This window comes from Methanobrevibacter sp. DSM 116169, assembly GCF_046197865.1.
Lineage (GTDB): Archaea > Methanobacteriota > Methanobacteria > Methanobacteriales > Methanobacteriaceae > JAHKLT01.
The window spans coordinates 1,433,432-1,457,891 of sequence record NZ_CP166990.1; the positions used below are offsets into that span (position 1 = coordinate 1,433,432).

At 25.9% G+C, this 24,460-nt stretch carries 24 protein-coding genes and 2 tRNA genes; 11 read left to right on the top strand and 15 right to left on the bottom strand.

Annotated elements, in window-relative coordinates; translation table 11 throughout:
* Positions 1–29 precede the first annotated feature (29 nt).
* A complete protein-coding gene (locus ACA134_RS06880) occupies positions 30–2,699 on the top strand; it encodes a hypothetical protein (RefSeq protein WP_409199684.1) in 2,670 nt (889 codons plus the stop codon).
* Positions 2,700–2,748: 49 nt separating this feature from the next.
* On the opposite strand, the gene ACA134_RS06885 is transcribed toward ACA134_RS06880, so the two are convergent.
* From ACA134_RS06885 to tes, 8 genes are all read right to left on the bottom strand, one after another.
* A tRNA-Phe gene (locus ACA134_RS06885) sits at positions 2,749–2,821 on the bottom strand.
* 3 nt (positions 2,822–2,824) lie between these two features.
* Positions 2,825–2,896 (bottom strand) — tRNA-Val (locus ACA134_RS06890).
* A gap of 154 nt (positions 2,897–3,050) precedes the next feature.
* Entirely contained in the window at positions 3,051–3,251 is a 201-nt protein-coding gene (locus ACA134_RS06895; protein WP_409199685.1) for a histone family protein, read from the bottom strand.
* Between the two features lie 301 nt (positions 3,252–3,552).
* Positions 3,553–4,827: a tRNA (N(6)-L-threonylcarbamoyladenosine(37)-C(2))-methylthiotransferase gene (locus tag ACA134_RS06900; RefSeq protein ID WP_409199686.1), complete on the bottom strand. Its 1,275-nt coding sequence runs from the start codon at positions 4,825–4,827 to the stop codon at positions 3,553–3,555.
* Positions 4,828–4,838: 11 nt separating this feature from the next.
* A complete protein-coding gene (locus tag ACA134_RS06905) occupies positions 4,839–5,483 on the bottom strand; it encodes an HVO_0476 family zinc finger protein (RefSeq protein WP_409199687.1) in 645 nt (214 codons plus the stop codon).
* A gap of 20 nt (positions 5,484–5,503) precedes the next feature.
* Entirely contained in the window at positions 5,504–5,986 is a 483-nt protein-coding gene (hacB, locus tag ACA134_RS06910; RefSeq protein WP_409199688.1) for a homoaconitase small subunit, read from the bottom strand.
* Between the two features lie 8 nt (positions 5,987–5,994).
* Positions 5,995–6,981 (bottom strand): beta-ribofuranosylaminobenzene 5'-phosphate synthase, encoded by a 987-nt coding sequence (locus ACA134_RS06915; protein WP_409199689.1) that lies wholly within the window; start codon positions 6,979–6,981, stop codon positions 5,995–5,997.
* 20 nt (positions 6,982–7,001) lie between these two features.
* On the bottom strand, positions 7,002–8,510 hold the full coding sequence (tes, locus tag ACA134_RS06920) for a tetraether lipid synthase Tes (RefSeq protein WP_409199690.1): 1,509 nt from the start codon (positions 8,508–8,510) through the stop codon (positions 7,002–7,004).
* A gap of 171 nt (positions 8,511–8,681) precedes the next feature.
* Between tes and ACA134_RS06925 the strand changes: the two genes are divergently transcribed.
* The gene (locus ACA134_RS06925) at positions 8,682–9,245 is read left to right on the top strand and encodes a CDP-2,3-bis-(O-geranylgeranyl)-sn-glycerol synthase (protein WP_409199691.1); all 564 of its coding nucleotides are present in this window, start codon (positions 8,682–8,684) and stop codon (positions 9,243–9,245) included.
* Here the strand turns inward: ACA134_RS06925 and ACA134_RS06930 are convergent.
* From ACA134_RS06930 to ACA134_RS06940, 3 genes are all read right to left on the bottom strand, one after another.
* On the bottom strand, positions 9,242–10,264 hold the full coding sequence (locus ACA134_RS06930) for a hydantoinase/oxoprolinase family protein (protein ID WP_409199692.1): 1,023 nt from the start codon (positions 10,262–10,264) through the stop codon (positions 9,242–9,244). The genes ACA134_RS06925 and ACA134_RS06930 overlap by 4 nt on opposite strands.
* Positions 10,261–11,328 carry an ATP-grasp domain-containing protein gene (locus ACA134_RS06935; RefSeq protein WP_409199693.1) on the bottom strand — a complete coding sequence of 356 codons (1,068 nt, stop codon included), beginning with the start codon at positions 11,326–11,328 and terminating at the stop codon, positions 10,261–10,263. Before ACA134_RS06935 ends, ACA134_RS06930 begins: the two co-directional genes overlap by 4 nt.
* Positions 11,329–11,672: 344 nt before the next feature.
* Positions 11,673–14,513 (bottom strand): hypothetical protein, encoded by a 2,841-nt coding sequence (locus ACA134_RS06940; protein ID WP_409199694.1) that lies wholly within the window; start codon positions 14,511–14,513, stop codon positions 11,673–11,675.
* Positions 14,514–14,958: 445 nt separating this feature from the next.
* Here ACA134_RS06940 and ACA134_RS06945 point away from each other — a divergent pair, with 445 nt between their 5' ends.
* The 4 genes from ACA134_RS06945 to ACA134_RS06960 all read left to right on the top strand — a co-directional run bounded on the left by ACA134_RS06945 (position 14,959) and on the right by ACA134_RS06960 (position 17,045).
* The gene (locus ACA134_RS06945) at positions 14,959–15,516 is read left to right on the top strand and encodes a hypothetical protein (RefSeq protein WP_409199695.1); all 558 of its coding nucleotides are present in this window, start codon (positions 14,959–14,961) and stop codon (positions 15,514–15,516) included.
* A gap of 311 nt (positions 15,517–15,827) precedes the next feature.
* Positions 15,828–16,016 (top strand): hypothetical protein, encoded by a 189-nt coding sequence (locus ACA134_RS06950; protein WP_409199696.1) that lies wholly within the window; start codon positions 15,828–15,830, stop codon positions 16,014–16,016.
* A 161-nt stretch (positions 16,017–16,177) separates the two neighbouring features.
* Entirely contained in the window at positions 16,178–16,372 is a 195-nt protein-coding gene (locus ACA134_RS06955; RefSeq protein ID WP_409199697.1) for a hypothetical protein, read from the top strand.
* Between the two features lie 265 nt (positions 16,373–16,637).
* The gene (locus tag ACA134_RS06960; RefSeq protein ID WP_409201085.1) at positions 16,638–17,045 is read left to right on the top strand and encodes a GyrI-like domain-containing protein; all 408 of its coding nucleotides are present in this window, start codon (positions 16,638–16,640) and stop codon (positions 17,043–17,045) included.
* Positions 17,046–17,050: 5 nt separating this feature from the next.
* Here the strand turns inward: ACA134_RS06960 and wecB are convergent, their stop codons facing one another.
* Both wecB and truA read right to left on the bottom strand, forming a co-directional pair.
* Entirely contained in the window at positions 17,051–18,370 is a 1,320-nt protein-coding gene (gene wecB / locus ACA134_RS06965) for a non-hydrolyzing UDP-N-acetylglucosamine 2-epimerase (RefSeq protein WP_409199698.1), read from the bottom strand.
* A 58-nt stretch (positions 18,371–18,428) separates the two neighbouring features.
* Entirely contained in the window at positions 18,429–19,289 is an 861-nt protein-coding gene (truA, locus tag ACA134_RS06970) for a tRNA pseudouridine(38-40) synthase TruA (RefSeq protein ID WP_409199699.1), read from the bottom strand.
* Between the two features lie 131 nt (positions 19,290–19,420).
* Here truA and hisA point away from each other — a divergent pair, with 131 nt between their 5' ends.
* The 5 genes from hisA (at position 19,421) to pyrI (ending at position 22,691) form a co-directional block, all read left to right on the top strand.
* On the top strand, positions 19,421–20,152 hold the full coding sequence (gene hisA, locus ACA134_RS06975; RefSeq protein WP_409199700.1) for a 1-(5-phosphoribosyl)-5-[(5-phosphoribosylamino)methylideneamino]imidazole-4-carboxamide isomerase: 732 nt from the start codon (positions 19,421–19,423) through the stop codon (positions 20,150–20,152).
* Between the two features lie 5 nt (positions 20,153–20,157).
* Complete coding sequence (locus tag ACA134_RS06980) at positions 20,158–20,619, top strand: adenylyltransferase/cytidyltransferase family protein (RefSeq protein ID WP_409201086.1); 462 nt, start codon at positions 20,158–20,160, stop codon at positions 20,617–20,619.
* 10 nt (positions 20,620–20,629) lie between these two features.
* Positions 20,630–21,643 carry an N-acetyl-gamma-glutamyl-phosphate reductase gene (gene argC, locus ACA134_RS06985; protein ID WP_409199701.1) on the top strand — a complete coding sequence of 338 codons (1,014 nt, stop codon included), beginning with the start codon at positions 20,630–20,632 and terminating at the stop codon, positions 21,641–21,643.
* A gap of 81 nt (positions 21,644–21,724) precedes the next feature.
* Positions 21,725–22,213: a flavodoxin family protein gene (locus ACA134_RS06990; protein WP_409199702.1), complete on the top strand. Its 489-nt coding sequence runs from the start codon at positions 21,725–21,727 to the stop codon at positions 22,211–22,213.
* A 4-nt stretch (positions 22,214–22,217) separates the two neighbouring features.
* On the top strand, positions 22,218–22,691 hold the full coding sequence (gene pyrI, locus ACA134_RS06995; RefSeq protein ID WP_409199703.1) for an aspartate carbamoyltransferase regulatory subunit: 474 nt from the start codon (positions 22,218–22,220) through the stop codon (positions 22,689–22,691).
* On the opposite strand, the gene ACA134_RS07000 is transcribed toward pyrI, so the two are convergent.
* Positions 22,685–23,890, bottom strand: coding sequence for a GMC family oxidoreductase N-terminal domain-containing protein (locus tag ACA134_RS07000; protein WP_409199704.1), 1,206 nt, complete (start codon positions 23,888–23,890; stop codon positions 22,685–22,687). The genes pyrI and ACA134_RS07000 overlap by 7 nt on opposite strands.
* A 12-nt stretch (positions 23,891–23,902) precedes the next feature.
* Entirely contained in the window at positions 23,903–24,421 is a 519-nt protein-coding gene (locus tag ACA134_RS07005) for a hypothetical protein (RefSeq protein ID WP_409199705.1), read from the bottom strand.
* Positions 24,422–24,460: the final 39 nt, after the last annotated feature.

Consider the following 24,460-nt stretch of genomic DNA (forward strand, 5'->3'; position numbering starts at 1 on the left):
TCAAGACATATTTAATGGAGTTATATTTTATGAACTTAAAAAGGAATTTTTTTATATTATTAATATTATTTTTATTTATAAATTCTGTATCAAGTGCAGAAGAACTATATGATAATAAAGTGATTGAATTTGATAAAAATACATTTACTGAATTAGATAACATTGTACAAAGTTCTAATGAAGGAGATATAATTGAATTTAAAAATAATCTTACAGTGCAAAGTGATGAAAAAGACAAATATCTAAATGGAATAGAAATTAATAAAAATAATATTATTATTGATGGAAATGGATATGCAATTAGTGGAGATAATTCTGTTAAGCTATTTAAAATAACAGGAAATAATATTACAATAAAAAACTTAAATTTTATAAACAGTAAAGGAAGTAATGGTGTTGAAATTTATAATTCAGGTGAAAATACCACTTTAATAAACAATAGCTTCAATAACATTGAATTATTATCTGGTGCAGGTGGAGCAATATATAATACAGGAGATAACTTTAAAGTTTTAGAACACAACATCTTCTCAAATATTAAAACACTTTCAAGTAGAGGAGCTGTAATTTTTAATAATGGCAATAATTTCTTAATTAAAGGTTCTAATCTTTTTGAAAAGAATGATGGAGGATTAGGTGTAGGAGTTGTTATTTTTAATGCAGGAGATAGCTTTAAAATTTCAGGAGATAATATTTTCCAATATAATACTGGTTTTAGCGGTGTTGTAATTTATAATACTTATCATAATTTTCAAATAACAGGGAATAACATTTTCCAATATAATACAGCTAGTTATTATGGAGGAGTAATTTATAATAATTTTAGTTCTAATTTTACAATAAAAGGATCAAATATTTTTGATGGAAACATTGCAACTGATGGTGGTGCAATATATAATACTTATGGTAAAGATTTTACAATAATAGGTAATAATAGAATTGAAAATAGCTATGTTGAAAATTCTGGTGGAGGAATTTTTAATTTAGAAGGTGTGAACTTTTCAATTATAGGTAATAATACAATTAAAAATAATTTTGCTAATGCAAATGGTGGAGGAGTCTTTAATAGTAAAATTAATGGTTTTTTACTTGAAGGAAGTAATATTTTAGAAAATAATGAGGCAAAAACTGGAGGAGCAATCTATACATCAGGAAATAATTTTAAAATTAATAAAGGAAGTTTTTTAAATAATAAAGCTTTAGAAGGTAGTTCTATATTTATTAGTACAAATAGTAGTTTAGATATTAGAAATTCTGAAATAATTGGTTTTAATCAACTAATTTTTAATAAAGGATCTTTATTTTTAGAAAATAATAGTTTAAAATCTGATGGTATAGCTGTAATTTTAAATGAAGCATCAATTACAAGTCCTATTTATTTAATTTTTAACAATAACAAAACAATAGCTAGTCAAAATGATTATTATAATTTAACAGGAGAAATTGTTGATGATAATGGAAATATCATTATAAGTGATGAGATTGTTTTTAATATTAATGGTAATGAAAGTAAAAGCACAACATTAATAAATGGATTATACATATTAAATTATTCAATTATTGATTATGGAGAATATTTAATAAGTGGTAGCTATGATAAAGGAACAATTGTAAATATCTTAAGTTCTACTATAATAAAATTCAAATATAATACATTATTAAACCTTAATGTAAGTAATTATAAAAATGGAAAAGATATTAATGTAGCTATTACATTAAAAGATGAAAATAATAATCCACTTAATGGAACTGTAAATTTAATTTTAAATAATGGTTCAGAAAATAAAATTAATGTAATAAATGGAAAAGGAACTTATTTAATAAGTTATTTAGATGGAGGAAATAATACTTTTAGTGTAATTTTTAAAGGAAAAGAAATTTATGGTCCGTCAAATGATACAGTGAAAATTGAAGTTATAAAAACAGATATTAATCTTATAACAAATGATCTTGAAATGTATTATTTAAATGGAACTTATAATGCAATTTTAAAAGATTTAAATAATAATCCTCTTAAAAACATTACAATATACTTTACAATAAATGGTATAACCTATAAAAGATTTACAAATGATGAAGGAATAGCTAAATTAACTATTAATTTAAATTATAGAAATTATACAATAATAACTTTATTTAATGGAACTGATGATTACAATAAAAAAGAAATTACAAATAATATTGAAGTTAAATCAACAATTATAAGTAATAATTTAGTTAAACACTTTAAAAATGATACACAATTTAGTGTTAGTGTTTTAGATAATTCTGGAAGCCCCATTAAAAATATTGAAGTATTATTAAACATTAATGGTGTTTTTTATACAAGATACACAGATAATAATGGAATAGCTATTTTAAATATTAATCTAAATCCAGGGACTTATATAATAACTATAGAACATCCATATAATAAAGAAAAAAGAAGTAATTTAATTGATGTAAAACAAACATTATTTGGATCTGATTTAAATAAAACATTTGGTGAAAGTGACACTTATAATGTTAAAGTTTTAGATAATATTGGAAATCTTTTAGCAAATGTAGATGTTATAATAAACATTAATGGTATTTTTTATAGTAGAACAAGTGATATTAATGGAATAGCTAAACTTAATATTAATTTAAACCCTGGTTCATACATAACTACAGCTACATGGAATGGATATTCAACATCAAATAAAATAAATGTATTATAAAAAAAAGATAAAAAAGAAAATACTAAAAGTATTTTAAATGTTAAGAGAATGCCATGGGCCGGACTTGAACCAGCGACATCTAGATCTTCAGTCTAGCGTTCTCCCAACTGAACTACCATGGCAAATGGACCTGACGAGATTCGAACTCGTGATCCCCTCCACGTCAAGGAGGTATCATACCTCTAGACCACAGGTCCTACTTATTATTTTAAATTTATACAATATCATATATAACTTTTTCTAATCTATAATAAAAAAATTTTAAAATAAAAATTAAAAAAAAAATATATGAGTGTTAAAATAAAAAATTGACCATAGGTGGCCAATAGATTAAATTAAATTAGTCAAAACTTATTTGATAGCTAATTTGATATCTTCAGCTTTGACGGTTTTTCTACCAGCGTGGCGTGCGAAATTAACTGCTTTGTTAGCAATTGCGTCACCTTGTTCTTCTAATGCTTCAGCTAATGCAATTTTAGCGTCGTCGCTAATTCTTTGTGCTCCAGCATTTTTTAATATACGACCGACTGGTGCAATTGGTAATTCACTCATTATTTCACCTCCAAATAAAAGTTGTTTAACATAGTATATAAAGGTATCGGCAAAATGCCTCTAAAAGTAACTTATATTGAAGTACCAATGATAACATTATAAGAATATAATTAAAAAAAATTTATACACATAATTAAAAAAAATTAAGTAAAATTAATATAAAAAATAAAGAAAATAAGAAAAAATATCGCTAAAAAGATGATTTATAAAATTTTTTAAAAATACTTAAATTTAGCTATTATAAATTAATATTAATTTAAATAAAAAATAAAGATTAAATATAAAATATTTAGAAAAAATATTAAATTTTAGTTCCTTTCAAGTATGTAGAACTAGTTTCATAAATTTTTAAATCAATAAAATCTCCAATTTCTACATCACTAACAACTATTGGGATATAAGAATTAGACTTAGCTATATATCCACCTTTTGAACCTTGCTCAACAACAATTGCTTTTTGTATAGTATTTAATAATTGTTGATTTTCTTCTTTGGTAATTTCAGATTTAATATCAGTAATTTTTTTAGATCTTCTTTTCATCACATCATGTGGAATTTCTTTTAAAGATGAAGAAATAGCGCCTTTTCTATGTTGATATTTAGATAAATGAATTATTCCAGGTTTTACTTGCTTTAAAAATTCACATGTTTTATTAAAATCATCTTCCTTTTCACTAGGATAACCTACAATTATATCTGTAGCTAATGTTAAATCAGGAATTTCTTTTTTGAATTTTTCAACAATTTCTAAGTATTCATTTAATGAATGGCCTCTTTTCATTTCTAAGAGTACCTTATCACTAGCTGTTTGTATTGGTAAATGTAGGAAATCATATACCCTCGGTAATTTAAATGCATCAATTAATTCATCAACATCATCTAAAACATTTTTAGGATGCATCATTCCAATACGAATTTTGAAAGTACCATTTAAATTAGCTATTTCTTTGATTAAATCAGATAGTTTTTCACCACTATCTTTTCCAAAAGCAGCTGTATCTTGAGCAGTAAGTTGAATTTCAACTGCCCCTTCATCAATTGCCTTTTGAGCTTCTTTTTTAATTTCACTAATAGGATAGCTATTTAAAGGTCCACGAGCAAATCTTGTACAACAAAAAGTACAAGCACCTAAACAACCCTCACAAATTTGAATTATATGAATATGAGGATTATCTTTAACTTTTGATAAACCAACTTTAGAATTTTTAGATAAACCAGTAGCTCTAACAGTTTCACCATCAAAAGATTTTTTAACTACATCAACTACCTCGTTTAATTGATGAGGACCAATCCAACTACAATTTGGACCAATTTTTTCTAATTTTTCTGGATCTATTTCAACCATACATCCACTAATAATTATTTTCTTATTAGGAAATTTATCTAAAAGAGATTGTACTTTAAACGTAACTTTATTTTCAGTTGGAAGCTTAACATAACAAGAATTAATTATAATAACATCTGCTTCTTCCATAGAACTAACTAAATCTATATCATTTTCTTTTAAAAAACCAGCCATAATTTGAGAATCAGATTTATTAAAAGTACAACCATAAGTGTCAATAAATACTTTCATATTCTCACAAATTATTTTCTCAAGTATTTTGGAAGTTTATTTGTTTTTTTAACAATATTTTTTGTAAAATCAAAATCATAATTATTTAAATTAATTGGCCTTCCATAAATTCTTTTAATATCTTTGGATAATGCATATCCTGAATTTTTTCGTCTTTCAGTAGTTTTAATAACATGAATTTTAATGATATAATCTTCTATTTTGACAATATCACCTACAGATATCTCAATATCCCTATCAATATCAATTTTATATGAAGCAACTTTTCCTTGTAAATCCACAGAAACTCCAATTCTTATAGGAATTTCAACAGACGATGCCCATATTGTATCAATATCTTCAATAATAGATTTATTTACTCTTTTACCATCAACTTCCATACTTGTTACTTCAACTTGACCAAGTTCAGAAATTAAATTATCTCCAATATTTAATTCTTCATTAGGAAAAAGACTAATAATAGTTTTAATAGAATTATCTTGTTCACTGATTATTAATCTTTTATCAACTGGATTTTTTTGTGAAATAGTATCTTTAAAAACATGCTGACAAGGATTACACTTTAATAAATATTCTTTTATTTCTTTCTTTTTCGAAGGAATTGTTTTAACTTTTAAAACACTTATATCTTCTGAACCACATATTGGGCATTCCATCTTCTTTTTTCTCCTTAAATTTACTTATTTTCCAAATAATGATTAACTAATCCATTACTTTCAAGAATTTCAAGTAAAAATTCTTTAAAAGGTTCGAATTTAAATGTTTTTCCTGAATTTTCATTGAAAATTGTTCCACTACCTAAATCAATAGATAAAATATCTTCTTCATTAGCTTCTATATCTGCTTTAATGACAGGAAGACCAATATTTATTGCATTTCTAAAGAAAATTCTTGCAAATGATTTAGCTATAATTGCATCAACCCCTGCAGTTTTAATAGCTATTGGAGCTTGTTCTCTTGATGAACCACACCCAAAGTTTTCATCAGCTAGAATAATATCTCCTTTTTTCACATTTTTTGTAAAATCAGGTCTTTCTCCTTCTAAAACATGGTCTGCAAAAACTTGAGGATCAAATGTTCTTAAATATCTACCTGGAATTATAATATCAGTGTCGATATTTTCACCAAAAGTCCAAATACGCCCTTTAATTTTATCCATCATATCACTTATTTATAAATTCTATGTCCATGATTTTGAGCTTTTGTTGTATAAACAATACCATCATCACCTAAATAATCTTTAGTTTCTTTAACGATACTTTTATTATTTTTATCAAATACTGAAAATAAAGTTGGGCCAAATGAACTCATTCCAACACCATAAGCACCGAAATCTTTCATTTTATCCATTAAATTTTTAACATGCTCACTTTGTAAATTTACTTCAATTTTTTTAAATCCAAGAGTTTGAATAACATCAATAGATTTTCCAAAAGCTTCAATATCTTTTTCAAGTAAAAATGGAATAAGATTCATTAAAATAAGGTGAGACATTTTTTCTACTTCATTTTTATCAACTGGACAATATTCCTGGAAAATATCAATTTCTTTTTTTCCACTTACAGACATATCTCCTGTAGGAATAGCTATAAGAACATCCCATTCTTCTGGAAATTCGTATCTTCCAATTAATTGAGGAGGATTTGCAACTGATGCAGCTGATGGTAAGAAGGTATCTTTTTCTTTAAGACTATGACCTCCATCAAGTATAAATCCACCATTTTCAAATGTAAATATTCCAATACCTGATGTTCCACCACGCCCTGTAATTTTACCAAGTTCAACAGCATCTGCAGATATTCCATAAAATTCTGTTATTAATTTAGATGTTGCAAGACCCATTTGTGTTCCAGAACCAAAACCAGCATGCGGATAAAATGCATCATCTACTTTAAAGTAAAATCCACTTTCAATATTAAAATGATTTATTGTTTTTTCTGCAGCTGATTTTATTTTAGTAATGCATTCTTTTTTAATAGTATCATTATCTATTGAATCACAAAAATCAATAGTAATGCCTTTTTCAGCTTCTTCAGAATATAGTTTGAAATTGGGTTTTTCTATTGTTAAACCAATTCCTCCATCAGTTCGGCCATATGAACCATTTAAATCAATTAGGCCCATGTGTAATCTAGAAGGTGTTTCAATATACATATTCTTAATTCCAAAAATTATTATTTATTACTACTATATTCTTCTAAAGGTATTGAAAATTCGTCTTCAATTCTTTCTCTGTAAATAGAATTTAATGTACAAAATGGAATGATTCTACCATCAGGAACTGCATAATGAATAACACATTTTTTTACTCTATCTTCATCAAAATTAAATGGATCCATAAAATGCATACATGAAATTAACATTGCATTTTTATGAAATTCCCCTAAAGCTTCATAAGATTGATTTTTAAAAATATTTAACAAAATTTGAGAAATATCCAAAGAACCTGGAGCTTTTGTTGTATGAACAACCTTTAAAATATCTTTAATAGCACTTGCATAAACTCTTTTTTTAATTGCAAATCCACCATCTTCTAATCTATCAGTATATTGATCTAATAAATCTAAAAATTTATCTACATCAATAAAACGAGTGATTGGAATCCATTCATCCATACCTTCTTCTTTCTCATCAATAAATACATAAGTAGCTATACCACAATGTTCATGACAATTAAGAAGTACACTTGGTTTTTCTCCAGATAAAGCTCCTAAAAATTTAGAAAATGCTTCAACAGCAGGAGGAGGATAAAAATCTTCAACTTTTACATGCTCATAAGTTTGATCTTGAACTAAATTAACAAAATCAGGAATAGTTATTCTTTGTTCTTCCACTTGATCACCAGGAGTTCTTCCTGAGAAAGATACAGGTTGGAAATTAACACCATAAACAATATCTCTATTTTCAAAAGCGAATTTAATAATATCTCCTATTTGTTGATCGTTAATTCCTTTTACAAGTGTTGGTACTAGAACAATACCTAATTCAGCTTTTCTACAATTTTCAATAGCTTTTAATTTTTGAGGCAATAAGTTTTTATTTCTACTTTTTATATAGGGCTCTTCTGTGACACCATCAAAAGATAAATATACTGTGTTTAATCCTGCATCTTTTAATTTTCCTGGAAGTTCTTCATCAGAAGCTAATTTTAATCCATTAGTAGCTATTTGAATATGTGTGAAACCTTCTTCTTTTGCAAGTCCGACTAATTCTACAATATCTTTACGAACAGTAGGTTCTCCACCAGCATATTGAATAGCTGGACATGGATTTGGTTCTAAATTTCTTAAATTTTGAAGCATTGTTCTTATTTCTTCAAAACTTGGTTCATAAACCTTTTTAGATACTGCTGCATTTGCAAAACAAATTGGACATTTTAAATTACATCTATTTGTAACATCAATTAATCCTAAAACTGTTGAAGTTTCGTGATCTTCACAAAGTCCACATAAATTTGGACAATTTCCTTTTTGATGAATTTCTGGATTTTCAACATGAGTAATAGTTGGTGTATATTTATCCATTTTATGATAAAGGTTGGAATCACTCCAATAAGTATTATCAAATTGTCCATGTTCATTGCATTCTTTTTTAATTCGTATTTTCCCATCAGCTTCATAAACTTCAGCATCTAATGTTTTAAAACAAACTGGACATAAACTTTTTGTATTTTTAATTTTCACTACATCACCTTAACCTTAGTAAAAAGATTTCTCAAAATCAATAAAATTAAATTCTTATTTAAAATCGCAATAGTATAATTATTTAGTTTTTTTACTATTTATAGATTTCAGTTAAATATTTAAATCAAATAAAAAATAAAGTAATTTAAAGTATTAATATTGAGGAAAATAATGATTTTAACTCTTGAAAATTTTATAATAACATGTCTATTTGCATTATATTTTATGATACCTGCATATTTTTCAAATGTAAGTGGTCTTGCATTTGGAGGAACTCATCCAATAGATTTTGGAAAGAATTTCATAGATAATAGACGTATTATTGGAGATGGTGCTACATGGGAAGGATTAATAGCTGGAACAATCATTGGTACCATTGTAGGAATTATTCAAGGTTTTATCGGCCCATTTCTCATAGAATTTAATATCACCAATATTGTTCCATTAGTAACTACTATTGATCAAGGTTTATTAGTTGGATTTTTATTAGGTTTTGGAGCTCTTTTAGGAGATGCTTGTGGAAGTTTTATAAAAAGAAGATTAAATATAGACCGTGGAAAACCTGCACCATTACTTGATCAGTTAGACTTAGTTGTAGGTTCACTTGTTCTTGGATCTATAGTTTTCAGTTTTAATATTCCATTTATAATAATTGTATGTGCATTAACACTTGTATTGCATTTATTTACAAATATTTTTGCTTATTTACTTGGAATAAAAGATGTATGGTATTAATTTAGATATTTATCCATTAATATAGCTGCTCCAATAGCTGGAGCTACAATACATTCTTCATGAGTCAAAAGCTCATCCATTGATTTTATTTTAAGATTTAATAATTTTGCTGCTTCATATGCTAAAATATCTTTTCCAAGACCAGTTGTTACAACAAAATCTAAATTTTGACATTTAACAACTTGATTTAAACAATCTGCAATTTGTTTTACTTGTTCTTTATGAATAAACTTTGATATTTCAACTATCTTATCATAAGATAAATAATCTAAATCACTACAAACCACTCTTGATATTCTTCTTGCACAATCAATCTTTTCTTTGGGCTTACCATCAAAAGTATCACAAATATAATCATTAATAGTGATTTTATCTAATACCATGTAAATATCTGCAGTTTGAGCAAATAATTCTGAAGCTATTCTATATTCTTTACCATTAATAGGAATTTTATCTAAAAAACTAGCTAAGTTAGTTCTTAAAGTTCCAGTATAAACCAGCTCACCAGTAGCTAATCTTTCATAATCAGTTCTACCAATTGCACATTCTTTTCCATTTTTAATAGGTATAATATCAGTTGTTGTACTACCAGTATCAATAAAAATACAATTTTCATTAATTAATGAAGCTATTTGAGAGGTAGCTATCCAATTAGCAGCTGCAGCATCTAAAGGATTATTTTTAATATTATCTAATGAAATAACTCCGTTTTGACCTACAAAAGCTATTGGGCAATTAAATAAAGATTCACATTTATAAACAACATCTAAAACTCCTTCTTTTTTAGTTTCATATGCATCTACAAGTTCTGATGTCATTGAAATACAAACTGCATCTAATGACTCAATAGGACATATTTTTTCAATTAGCTTTTTTAATCTCTCAGTAAGTTCATGATTATTAGACCACATTGGCAAATATTCATATTCTATTTTAATTGAATTTATTTTATTTTCCTTAAAATCAACAATAGCTAAATCTGTGTTTGCACCACCTATGTCTAACCCAGCTATTTTCATTTAAGAATCTCCATACTCAATTGATTCTCATCTTTTTTAAAGAAAACATAGCCTGAAAAGGATACTTCTTTTTCTAGATCATTTAATTCAATTTTATTATCTAATAAATTTATAATACTTTCTCCAATATTAAAATTAGCTATTTTTTGAAGAGCAGCATAAGGAGTAGTGAATCTAGAATTAATTTCAATAAGATAAACTTTATCTTCACTTAATATCAAATCCACACCAATAAAACCTTTAATACCTTTAATAGATTCAACTGCTTCAACAGAAGTATTAAATATATCTTCTTTATATTCAGAATCATGAGGTAACCAACCTCCTAAATAGTTTTCAGCGCCCTTTGTTAATGTCATGTTTTGTTTATTTAAACTAATAGGAATTGTTTTATTACCATCACTAATTAAACTAACACTAATATCTATTCCTTCAATAAATTTTTGTACTAATATAAATGAGTTCATAGGAAAATCATTTTTTAAATTAATAATATCATCTAAATTGCTAATTAAACTAACACCTTCACAATCAATCCCATTTACAGGTTTTATAATAATTTTAGAATTTTTCCAATTATTAAATACTGAAATTAATTCATTTTTCCAATCTTCTTTTGAATTTATTTGGATTTTAACAGTCTCAGGTTGTAAAACTACATTTTTAAGTTTGTTATATGTATTAAATTTATTAGAACACAATAATGTTGCATTAGAATCTGAATTATATATTTTAACATTGTTATTTTCAAGAATCTTAGTTAATTTATATAATTTCATTTCATTCTCACCAGCAATAAAAACTGCTCTTTTAAAATGTCCTGAATTAATATTAAGCCAAAATTCTAAATTTTCATCAATAAAAATTATATTAATATCTTTATAATCTTTTACTAAATACTCATAAGACTTATGCATTACTAAAAAAATATCAAAAGATTTTAAATCTTCAATTAGAGCCAAAATTAAAGATTCAGCCTCTGATTTTATATCAGTGTTGTTTTCACCTGAAGCAGTGAAATATTCAAATAGCAAAATTGAATCTTCATTAACATTTTTTAACATAATATTATATATTTAATAATTAATATTAAACATTTTTCATATCGTTATTTTGAATGGTTTAATTTTATGTAAAAATAAATGCAGCTAATAGTTTTTCTGTGTGGTTGGAATTAATTATAATTGGGAGTAATTATAATATACATTTTTTAGAGAAAAATTTTCTATATGTTTAGATTTAAAAAATATTTTTTAAAATTGTTTTTTGTTACTATTAGCTGCAGTTATTCATCTTAACTTATAAAATATACTTTAAAAAAAATAATCTATTATATCCAAGAATAATAATGATACTTTCCCGGATATAAAAGAGTAAATAATTTATTTTAGTTTTTTGTTTTAATTTCCTATGGTACGATTATTAGTGTTGATACATCAGTTACACTGGAGTATGCTGTTGCAAGGTAGTGTCCTGATTCTAAGCTAACGTCTAATCTTACAAGTCCTAGCATGTCGGTGACTAGGTTGGATATCCAGCCGTGAATGTTTATTCTTATGTTTTCACCTTGTATTGGTGTTCCTTGACCATTTAATGCTTGTACAACATATTCTATTCCACCATCTCCACGAGAGTAAGTGTATGCATTTAATACTGGAATAACATAAACACTATTACTAATTTTTAAGCCATTAGGGTGTTCAGCGGTTAAGATATAATACCCAGGGTCTAAATTAATGTTTAATTTTGCTATACCACTTGCATTGGTGAGTCTGTGATATAATACACCATTAATGTTCATTGTTGCATTTACACCTGCTAAAGGATTACCTTCACCATCTAATAAAGTAACATAGTATTCTGTACCATTTTTAAAGAACTTAAATACATCATCACCAAAAATATTAGCTTTAACAACAACACTGTTATTAACACTACGTTGTGTGATGTTTTCTGTTCTTGTAGCTGTAGTAACTGCAGTATAAGTACCAGGATCTAATTTAATATTTAAATAAGCAGTACCATTAATATCTGTAGTTCTAGTGTAAGTTACACCGTTGATTGTGATTTTAATTTCTTCACCTGCTGCTGGTCTACCTAATGAATCACCAAAGTAAATTTCCAATCTTTGGGAACCAAGATAATACTTATCCACATCATTAGTCTCAAAATAATAAGTAAAAGCAACAGATAATCTAGCAGTCTTAACAGTCAAATTATTTCCACCAGCATACAAACCAGTAATCAATGACTCATCAGACCTCATAATAGTATATACACCTTCATAAGTACCATTAGCTAAAGAATCAGCAATCATGATATCTTCAATATCTCCAACTTTAATTGTGATATTCTGACCAACAATAACATTACCATTATCATCAGTTAAAAAAGCATCAAGTAAAAAATCATCTAACATATAACCAATAAAAGAATTATTACTATTAATAGTCATAACAACTTCACTTAAGATTGTTCCATAGTTGTATATTCCCGGAGCATCAGAATTAATAGTATTATTATTTAAATACATTTTTCCAAGATCATTGTAGATTATTGTTCCTTCACCTGTAAATTTACTAATATCAATAATTGCTAGTCCTCTTTCTAACCATACAGCTGTACCGTCTTCAGCAATGTTATTGATGAATTGTGATTCACTAATAAACATGTCATCTGAGTATTCATTATTGATTGCTCCTCCACGATAAGCACTATTAGCTTCAAATAATACACAATTCATAATAAAATTAAATGAATCCATAGAATAGATTGCACCGCCAAAACGCTCAGCTTTATTACCAGTAAAATTAACATCACCAAAAACAATATTATGAGCATCACGATTATAAACCGCTCCACCACTAATACCTGCACTATTATTTACAAACTCAGAATCACCAACAACAAAAACATCTAATTCACGAATATAAATAGCACCACCATCTTCAACTGCAACATTATTTTCAAAATAAGCATTTTCAATAGTAAATCTATGACCATCACGAACATAAATAGCACCACCAGTTCTATTAGCTTTATTATTAACAAAAATAGAAGTTTCAGTGATAGTAACATCATTTCCAGTATTATATATTGCTCCACCACTATAATCAGCTTCATTACCTACAAAAGAAGACTCACCAGAAATCTCAAAATTATTTCCAGTATTCCCTATTGCTCCACCATATTGACCAGCTTCATTTTTTTCAAAAACATTAGTTCCATTTATACTAAAATTAGCTCCTTCATTAGACATTGCCCCATAGTTATTTCCAGCAGAATTATTTATAAAAACATTATCCCCACTCATAACAAAATTTGCACCACTATTAAAAAAAGCACCATAATTATTTCCAGCAGAATTATTTATAAAAACATTATCCCCACTCATAACAAAATTTGCACCACTATTAAAAAAAGCACCATAGTTATTTTCAACAGAATTATTTATAAAAATATTAATTCCACTCATGGTAAAATTATCACCAGAATTACGGAAAGCACCCACATTATTTGTAGCAGAATTATTTATAAAAACATTATCCCCACTCATAACAAAATTTGCACCACTATTAAAAAAAGCACCATAATTTCTCACAGCAAAATTATTTATAAAAATATTAATTCCATTCATAGATGAATTATCACCAGTAGTTTGAATAGCACCAAACTCATATAAAGCAGAATTATTTATAAAATTATTAGTTCCATTCATTGAAAAATATTTTGCTTGATTGTAAATTCCTCCACGACTATATGCATGGTTATTTTCAAATGTACAATCTGTTATTGTTAAATTTTCAGCATTAGTAGTAGTATATATTGCTCCACCATAACCAGTTGTATAGTTTGCATTTTTAAATGTTATGTTTATTAATGTTATTCCATGTGCAGTTATTTGGAATATTCTTCCAATTGTTTGCCCATCTGGTGATGTTCCAATGATGGAAAATCCATTACCATTAATAGTTAAATTCTTTTGATTAATGTTAATTCCATTAGTAAATCCAGTTTCGAGATTTCCTCTTTGTACATCGCCTACTAAGTTTACTACTCCATTTTCTCCTGCAGTTGCTATTGCACTGCTTAAATTAGTAAAAGTCCCTTCAGAACTTGTTGTTGCATATATTTGGTTTTTTTCTCCTACAATAGTATCATCTATGTTGTCTGCTGCTACGCCAGCTACAGATGCAAAGAATAATAACACAAAAACTAGTATGGAGAAAGTTTTTTTATTAAATATCATTTTCCCACATAAACCTCCAATTTTTAATCGAGTTTTTACTAAATAAAAAAACTATAAAATACTTAGAAAAATCAAAAAAAAGAATTATCAAAAAATATAGTTAAATTACTTTTAAATATTATAATCTTCACTATTAATCTTCATTTTCTAAATAAATCACTATTATTTTAATAAAATACATTGATTTTTATAAATATTCACATAGCTTTTCTTATTAAAAACCACAGCATATTTTCATACTGCGATATATTATATTAATATACACAAAATTTAGAAAAAAATAAAACTTTATTAAGTATTTAAATAGCTATTAAATAACATTTTTATATTATAAACTTAAAATTAACAAATAAAAATACTTTATCATAAATATAACTTAATTAATTAATGCATTGTATTATTTAAAAGAAAAAATATTATAATATTATTATAATAAATTTAAGCTATGATAATTCAAAATCAAAAAGATATAGAAAATTTTCATAAGATTAGAGGTCATTCAAAAACAACTATAACTAACTACAAAAATTCATTAAAGAAATATTCCAAATTTCACAACATTTCAATATCTAAACTAATAGAAGAAGCAATTAACGAGCAAAAAGAGAAAATACCTCATCATGAACTAAAAATTTACAATAGAATATTAGATTTTAGAACGGATTATTTAATTCCAAATTTTGTAAATAACAGTGTTTTATCTCATGAGACAAGAATAAAAACTTTTTACAGATGTTTTAGAATTGAAGTGCCTAATTTACCTCCTATAAATAAAAAGATTCTTAAAAAAAATCCAATAATTACATATGATGATATTTTAACTAAAGAAGAACTTATAAAAGGATTAAAACATTCTAATAAATATTTAAAATCAAGAATTATGATGATGATATCAAGTGGCACAGCTATCCAAGAAACACAAAATATTACTAAAAAAGACTTTTATAAGTCTACTTATTCTTATCACAAATCAGAAAATTTAGAAGAAGCTTTAAAATATTAATAAAAAGAAAGGATATTATTCCAACATTTAAATTATATAGATCAAAAACAGGAAAAACATATTATTCTTTTTGTACTCCTGAGACAACAAAAGTTATCATTGAGAGTTTATTTGAAGAAAATAATAAGGATTTAAGTAAAAACCTTTTCAAATACTCGAAAAGCAATGTAAACTATTTATGTAAAAGAATTAATGATAAATGCAGATTTAAAAAAGCAGGAGGATATTCTCGATTTTCACCACATATGTTTAGAAGATTTAACTCAACACAATTAAACCAAAATCAAGATATAGCTGGTGAGATGTTGACAATGGAGTTAATTGATAATTTACAAGGAAGAGGAAAAGGATTAACAAGAGAAGCATATTTTAAAAGTAATCCAGAATTTCTTAAAAAAATTTATATAAATTGCATGAATAGTATTTCTTTATTTAATAAATATTATTTTAATAGTGAAAATAAAAAACTCTATGTAAAAAAATTAAAAAATAATATATAATATTCATATTTTTACAAAAATAAATAGAAAATTTTATATTAGATTATATTAATATAATATAAAAAAATTTTCCATACCATGTCTCAAAATCTAATTAATATTTAATTTATCCAAAAATATATTATCCATTAAAAAGAAAAGTATATAATGAGATGAATAAAATGTCTAAAGAAATCGATGAAGATAAAGCATTTGAAGCAGCATTAAAAGGAAAAATGGGTTGGAAATGTCCTTGTGCATTAGATATTATGGATGAAAAATCTAAATTATTAGATTTATCTTGTAAAAAATGTGGAAAATCATTTAAATCAAATAAAGAAAAAGATTATTGTATGGATTGTTCAAAAGGAAGATAATAAATTATTTTTATAATTTAGATAATCTTTTAAATAATAAAGATTAAAAATTTATTTAGTGTTGTATTGTGAAAAATTATTTTTAAAGATTGAACTCACCACCTCATTCATATTTATCAACAAAAATGTGAGGATTAATCTCCAGGACTTTAACTAATAAATATTTTTTCATATTACAGCACATTTAATACTTATTTTAAAATATTTACACAAGTGATAGTATGGATTTTGAAAAAAAGACTATTGAAACTGAAAAAGTGCTTATATTAATTATAAAGGAAATGTTGAAAATATGGGAGATTTGATGGAAAAACTAATGAATTACATTATTGAAAATAATGTTAATGTAATTGGAGCTCCTTTTTCACTTTATTATACTGATCCTAGTATGGTCAAACCAGAAGATATGGTTTATGACATGGGTTTTCCAATAGCTGGTGAAGCTAAAGAAGAAGGTGAAGTTAAAATAAAAGAAATTCCAAAACACAATGTAATATCTGGAATCCATAAAGGAGAATATACTAAATTAGGTGAAACTTATATGAGTATATGGAATTATATTACTGAAAATAAATTTGAACCTAATGGAATTCCAAAAGAAATTTATTTAAATAGTCCTACTGAAGTTTCACCAGATGAATTATTAACAGAAGTTCAATTTCCTATTGAATAGCTTATTTAATTATATTCATCAAAAACTACAGTCATATCTTTTAAATTTAAATCATCATATGGAAAATGCATTTTATTAGAATAAGCTATTTTAACTAATGCATTAAATTTATTTTCAAATTCTTTAACGGTTATATCATTTCCAATAATACTTATTTTTCTATTAAATGATAACATAATATCATCTGGAGATTCAATAGTTAATAAATCGTTTTTATAAAAGCTTTCAATTGCATCTAATATTTTAAAAGCTGATGAACCATCACCATATGGATTTGAAGCTTTTTTCATAGCTTCTTTAAACTTTTCATCTTCAAGAATTTTATTAGCTGTATCAACAATCTTTTTTGTATCAGATCCAACTAATATATTTCCACCAGCTGTTACTGTTTCAGGTCTTTCTGTATTATATCTTAATGTAAGAGCTGGAACATTTAATGTAATAGCTTCTTCTTGCAGGCCTCCAGAATCTGTTAAGATTAAACTAGATTTTGATAAAAGTAATAAAAAGTCTAAATATCCTACTGGTTTTATAATATGAATATGATTTAAGTTTTCTAAATCTTTTAAAAGACCAAAATTCTCAAGTGTCTTTTTAGTTCTAGGATGAATTGGAAATATAATATTCATTGAATTTAATTTTTTTAAAGCTTCGATAATACTTTTTAAACGTTTTTCATCATCTACATTTTCAGCTCTATGAATTGTTAAAGTTAAAATATTATTTAACTTATCAATATTCAAATTAGCTAAAGATTCTTCTGTAATTTCTTTCTTCTCAGCTATTTTTAAATTTCTATAACATGCATCAACTATAGTGTTTCCTGTTAGGAAAATCTTTTTTCTTGAAATATCTTCTGATGCTAAATTAATAGCTGATTCTTCTGTTGGTACAAAATACATTTTTGAGCAGACATCTGCTGCTTTTCTATTAATCTCTTCAGGCATCGATTCATCAAAAGAACGTAAGCCTGCTTCAACATGTCCTACTGGAATGTGTAATTTAGATGAAACTAAAGCTCCTGCTAGAACTGCATTTGTATCTCCTTGAACAAGAACTATATCTACTTTTTCATCAACTAAAACCTCTTCTATTCCTTCCATCATCAAACCAGTTTGTTTTCCATGTGAACCTGATCCTACATGAATATTATAATTAGGTGTAGGTAAATTCAAATCAATAAAAAAGTTTTCAGACATTTCTTTATCATAATGTTGACCAGTATGAATTAAAACAAGTTCATGATTTCTTTTTTTAATCTCATCAATAACAGAAGCCATTTTTATTATTTCTGGTCTTGTTCCAAGTACAATAGCTATTTTCATTTTATCACTAAGTAATTTTAATAATTTAACTTATATTAAAACCTATATTAATATTTATTTATAAATCTTCAAAACTTTTTAAAAAAGATTCTGTTATTGCATATTCTTTTTGAAGGTTTAATAGGTTATTTAATAGATATTTCTTAAATCTTCTAAATGCATAATCATCATTTTGGAATTTAATACCATCATATTCTATATCCATTAAAATAAGATATTCTGGATTTAAAACTTTTATATGTTCTCTTGGAGAATCTTCTTTAGGATTTAAAAAGTTCTCAGCATCATCAAGAGATATTTTATTTGTAGCTACATCAACAAAAACTCTCATCATTTTACGTACCATATTCCATAAAAAGCTTTCTCCATAAATATCTATAAAAATTGGATGATAAGTATTGTTTAAATGAGGTAAATTTTCATTATTTTCTGATTTAATATCTGGTTTACTTATTTTTATATCATGAATTGTCCTAGTTGTAGTTTTTTGATATCTTTTAGTAAAATTTGTAAAATTATGAGTTCCTTTAAAAATATCAGCTACTTGATTAAGTAAATCTAAATCTAAATCATCATTAAGTAATATATACCTATAATGCCTCATTTTTGCATATCTTGGTTTAAATCCAAAACGAACTGGAGCTTTAGCAATAATTTGCACATCATCAGGTAAGCTGTTATTGATTTGGTTTATGAGAACTTCTTTTTCACTTTGAAAACTAATTACATTACCTAAACTATGAACTCCAGTATCTGTCCTACCTGCAATTCTGAATCTAGACTCTTTTAAATCATCAATATATCCTAATTTTTTCAAATGATATATTAATTCCTCTTCAACAGTCCTAAGATTAGGTTGTCTTTGAAAACCATGAAAATTAGTCCCAATATATGCAATTTTTAAAGCCGTTCTTTTCATCTTAAGAAAACTCCTATTTAAAAATATTTAATTAATCTAGTTTAAGAAATTATCTATAATATAAATTCTTTTTAAAAATTATTATATAGCTATAGAAATAAAAATAAATATTAATAATTTATGGTGTTTTAATGTCATTTGAAAAAGATAAAATGTTAATAATGCCTGCTGTTGACATTAAAGGAGGAAAATGTGTACAGCTAGTTCAAGGCAAACCTGGAAGTGAACAAGTTGTTATTGAAAATCCTGAAAAGGTTGCAGGGCGTTGGGAAAGTTTAGGTTCTGAAGTACTTCATATTATAGATTTAGATGGAGCTATTGATAATAATACTAATTTACCAGTAATTAAAAAAATATTAAAGGAAGTTTCTATTCCAATTCAATTAGGTGGAGGAATTAGAACAGTTGAATATGCTAAAACCCTCTTAGATTTAGATATCGAAAGATTAATAATTGGAACTATGGGAATTACAAATCCTGATACAATTACTGAATTATCTAATGAATATGGATCTGAAAGAGTAATGATTTCACTAGACAGTAAAGATTCTAAAGTTGTAATAAAAGGTTGGCAGGAACAAATTGATAAAACTCCTGCAGAATTATCATTAGAATTTAAAAATCATGGTGCAGGCAGTATATTATTTACAAATGTTGATGTTGAAGGATTATTAGGTGGATTTTACATAGACCCTGTTCTAAACTTAGTTGAATCAGTTGATATTCCAATAGTTTATTCTGGAGGAATCAGTTCAATAGATGATATTAAAAAACTAAGTACAACTGGTGCACAAGGTGTTGTAATAGGTTCTGCTCTTTATAAAGAAAAAATTGACCTAAAAGAAGCATTAAAATATCAATAGTGATGATTATGAAAGTTATGGCAAGTGGAACATTTGATCTTTTACATCCTGGTCATGGAATATATCTTGAAGAAGCTAAAGCATTAGGTGGAAAAGATTCAAAACTTTACGTCGTTGTTGCAAGGGATTTGACTGTTAAAAAAAGAAAAAGAATTCCTATTGTTAATGAAAATCAGCGTTTAGAAATGATTAAAATGTTAAAACCAGTTAATGAAGCTTATTTAGGTAGCGAAAAAGGTGATATTTTAAAAATTGTAGAAAAAATAGATCCTGATATAATAGCTATAGGTGCCGATCAAACACATAATGAGGAAACCTTACAAAAAGCTCTTAAAGAGAAAGGTTTGAAAGCTGAAGTAAAAAGAGTAAAAAAATACCATAAAGATGAATTAGATAGTACTTGTAAGATTATTAAAAAAATAAAACAAACTGATTTTAAAGATAAAATATTAGATAATTGTGAATAAAGGTGAAACTATGATAAAAGTAGCTATTATTGGAGCAAGTGGTTATACTGGAGGAGAATTAGTAAGATTATTATTAAATCATCCAAATGTAGAAATAACAGAAATTACATCAAGAAAATATGATGGTATCCCAATTCATAAAGTCCATCCACATATTAGAGATAGTGGACTAATATTTAAAGATAAAAAAGCATCAAAACTTAATGCAGATATAGCTTTTACTGCAACTCCTCATGGAGCTTCAATGCATATTGTTCCTGAATTAATCAATGAAGGAATGAAAGTAATTGATTTAAGTGGAGACTATAGATTTAAAGATACTGCAGTTTATGAAAAATGGTATGATATGGAACATATATCTGATTTAAAAGCAGTTTATGGACTTCCTGAAATTTATAGAAAAGATATAAAAAATGCTAATTTAATAGCTAATCCAGGCTGTTTTCCAACAGGAGCAATTTTAGCTACATATCCTTTAATTAAAGAAGATTTAGTTGAAAGAGTAATTATTGATTCTAAAACAGGTGTTAGTGGTGCAGGAATAAGTCCAACTGAAGCAACACATTATCCTACAATTGCAGATAATGTTAATCCATATAAAATAAGTAGTCATAGACATATGGCAGAAATTCAACAAGAATTAAACGGTTTTAAAAATGTTAAAGTATCATTTACTCCCCATCTTGTTCCAGTAATACGTGGAATTCAAACAACAAGTCATAGTATTTTAAAAGATGAAAATATTAAATCAGATGACTTAAAGAAATTATATGAAAAAACATATAAAAATGAACCATTTATTAAATTATTAGACAATGATGAAACACCCCATTTAAGTTCTGTAAGAGGATCCAATTATGCTCATATTGGGGGATATGAAATTGATGATACAGGGCGAGTTATTATGTTATCTGCTATAGATAATTTAGTAAAAGGAGCATCAGGTCAAGCTATTCATAATATGAATATTATGGAAAATTTCAAAGAAGATGAAGGATTAAAATATATTGGTTTAAATCCTTAAACTTTGTTTAAGCTTAAATAATATATAGTATAAGTTATAAATTAAATATAGATAATGAAAAAATCCTTTGAGGTTTCAAATATGAATGCGATTGTAATCTACTATTCAACAAGTGGTCGGACTGAAGTAGTAGCTAAAACTATATCTGAAAACTTAGAAACAGATATAGTTAAAATTAAAGATTTAAAAGATAGGAAAGGAGTAAAGAATAAAATGGCTGCATCATTAGATGCTTTCAGAGAAAAAAAGACAAAAATTCAACCAATTAGAGTTGATCTTACAGAATATGATACTGTCTTTTTTGGAACTCCAACATGGGCAAACAATCCTACTCCTGCAATTATTACAATTATAGATAGATGTGATTTAAGAGCTAAAGATGTAGTATTATTTACTACTATGAGTGGTAGTGGAGGATCTGCTACAATCAAAAGAATGGAAGAAAAAGTTGAAGCAAGAGGAGCTCGTGTAATCGGAAAATTTATTGTTAAAACAAAAAACAAATCTAAAAATGCTTTAATAAAAGAAAGTGAATTTATAATTAATAAAATAAAAGCAAATGAAAGTTAATACTATGTCAAATAAACCTACACTAAAAATAAAACCAATTAAAAATGGAACAGTTATTGACCATATTAGTGCTAACAAATCTTTACATGTTTTAAAAATATTAAATCTTCCAAATAAAGAACATAAAAACATTACAATAGCTATGAATGTTTCATCTAATGAAATTGAAAGAAAAGATATTCTAAAAATAGAAAACAGAGAATTAGAATCTGATGAACTTGATCAAGTTGCACTTGTAGCTCCAAATTCTACTATTAACATTATTAGAGATTATGAAATTGTTAAAAAAGATAAAATTAGTTTAAAAAATGAAATAACTTCTATTATCAAGTGTACTAATCCTAAATGTATTACAAATAATGTTAATGAACCTATTAATTCTAAATTTGCAATTATAAGTAAATCTCCAATTTTAGCTCGTTGTTATTATTGTGATAAACTTATTAATAAAGAACATATAAATAAACAATTTCAATAATTAGCTATTATATAATTTGATAATCTCTTTGAAAGTGCTAAAATTGTTAAAATTGGAGGTTTTCCTGGAGATTTAGGTAAAACACTTGCATCAGCTACATATAAACCATTTATTTTAGTTTGAAGATTAGTATCAACCACCTCACCAATAGCTGCTGTTCCACCAGGATGTGCACCTCTTATATTAGTAGATTTTATTGTATTTGGATCTACTCCTGCTTCTTTTAAAATAAAACCTGCAACTGCACAGCCTTCTGCTAAATATTTACCATCTTTTATTGAATTATTTTTAAAAACTTTATTATTTTTAATATATCCTGTCGGTTCATCAGGAATTTTAACCATTATAGAAAAAATATCTTCAGATCTAATATTTTTATCTTTAAGTTCATCATAGATAATTGTAGAAAAATGAGGAGCTAAAATAAAATTTTCACCTGTAACTAGTCCATTCATTTGTATTTCTTTATTTAATCGGACATCTTTTAAAATACCACCAACAGTAACAAATGAATCAAAAAATAACTTCTCACCTGCTTTAATTCCTGCATTTTGTAAAATTATTCCAGAACCTATTGCACCAGCAGATAATATTACTAAATCTGATATAATTTCTTCTTTTTTACCATTATTTAAGATTTTTACTCCTTTAACTTGATCATTTTCAATAATTAAATCAATTACTTCAGAGTTTGTAAGGATTTCAGCACCGTTATCCTCAGCTATTTCAACAAAATCTTTTGAGGTCCATTTTGCATCAACAGGACATCCAAATGCACAATTACCACAAATAATACATTTCTCCTCATTAATAGCTTTTGGCATTTTACAAGGATTTAAATTTAATTTATTAGCTGATTTAATAAAAATATTTGATGATATGCCATGATGTGAATCATTTAATTCATGAATATTTAAATCATCTTCTAATTCATTAAATTCATTAGATAAATCAATTCCTAATTTTTTAAAATCATCTTCTAAAGATCTAACAGCATTGCCTGTTGAGACTAAAGTTGTTCCGCCAATACAAGTTGTTTTAAGTAAATCAACACCTTCATCACTTTTATCATAATATTTAAATGCATCTTTTGTTTCAATAAATGGTCCCTTCTCAATTAAAGTTACAGGAATATTAGCTGAAGCTAGTTCCATAGCTAATAATCCTCCACCTGCACCAGAACCTACAATAATAACCATAAAAACACCAAATTAATTTAAAGAATAGCTAACAATTATTGTTGCAATATTAGAATCTTTATTAAAAGAAAATTTATTTTTAAGATAATAATCAGATTCAACAGAAGGCATAGAAATAAATGATTCGCAAACTTCATTTAAATCCATTAAATCATTACATTCACAACCAGGAATTAAAAAATATTCTCCACCTGAGAAAGGAATTCCTCCTTTCATTTTATCTTTAAATAAAACAAAATCATCACTTAAAAATTCATAATCTTCTAAATCTTGATAATCTTCTTTATTATCATTTTCATTTAAATATTTTCCAACAACAATCCCTTCATCATTAACAAGTAAAAGTTCATGACAATTTGGAAGTTTAAAACTATTATCAGCAAAAAGAACCATGTGATAATCTTTTCTAAAGCATTCTTTTAAACCTTCATTAATTACAGGGACTAATTCATCAGCTCGCTTAGATTCAATTTCTATTAAATTAAGAATATCTTCATTAGATAATTCTTCGACTTTTAATACACCTTCCATATTATTTAAAATATCAACTATTTTATCTATAATATTATA